Raw genomic sequence first — 529 nt, 5'->3', positions numbered from 1 at the left:
GCGACCGACGACATCATCAACAGCGCCGAACACGGCCAGACGCAGATGGTCAGCGGCGCCGTCAGCGGTGCGGCGGCGGGTGACGCGGTTGTCGTCACCATTAACAGCAGGACCTACACCACGGTGGTGGATGCATCCGGCAACTGGAGCGTCGGCGTTCCGGCGGCGGATATCACCGCCCTGAACGACGGCACCACCACCGTGTCCGTGACCGTCACCAGTGCCGCAGGCAACAGCGGTACTGCAACCCACGATGTGAACGTCAACACCGCCGCGCCGGTGGTGACCATTAACAGCGTGACCGCCGACGACGTGATTAACGCCGCCGAGCAGGGCGCGGACCTGACGCTCTCCGGCACCACCACCAGTGTGGAAGCCGGCCAGAACGTCACCGTCACCTTTGGCAATAAGACATACACCGCCAGCGTTGACAGCACCGGCCACTGGATGCTGGTCGTCCCGGCTGCGGAACTGGCGACCCTGACCGACGGCAGCGCCCGCGTGGAGGCCAGCGTCAGCAATGCGGCAG

At 66.2% G+C, this 529-nt stretch carries 1 protein-coding gene; it reads left to right on the top strand.

Features of this window, described 5'->3' with window-relative positions; genetic code table 11:
• Window positions 1–529 (top strand): Ig-like domain-containing protein (locus tag OGY07_RS02860; RefSeq protein ID WP_286598538.1); only part of this gene is annotated, 529 nt, incomplete at both ends.

Origin of the sequence: Citrobacter sp. Cs237 (genome assembly GCF_030332325.1) — a bacterium.
Taxonomy (GTDB): domain Bacteria; phylum Pseudomonadota; class Gammaproteobacteria; order Enterobacterales; family Enterobacteriaceae; genus Citrobacter_A; species Citrobacter_A sedlakii.
The sequence above is the reverse complement of the archived record's forward strand: the minus strand, read 5'-3'. Positions and strand labels throughout refer to the sequence as shown.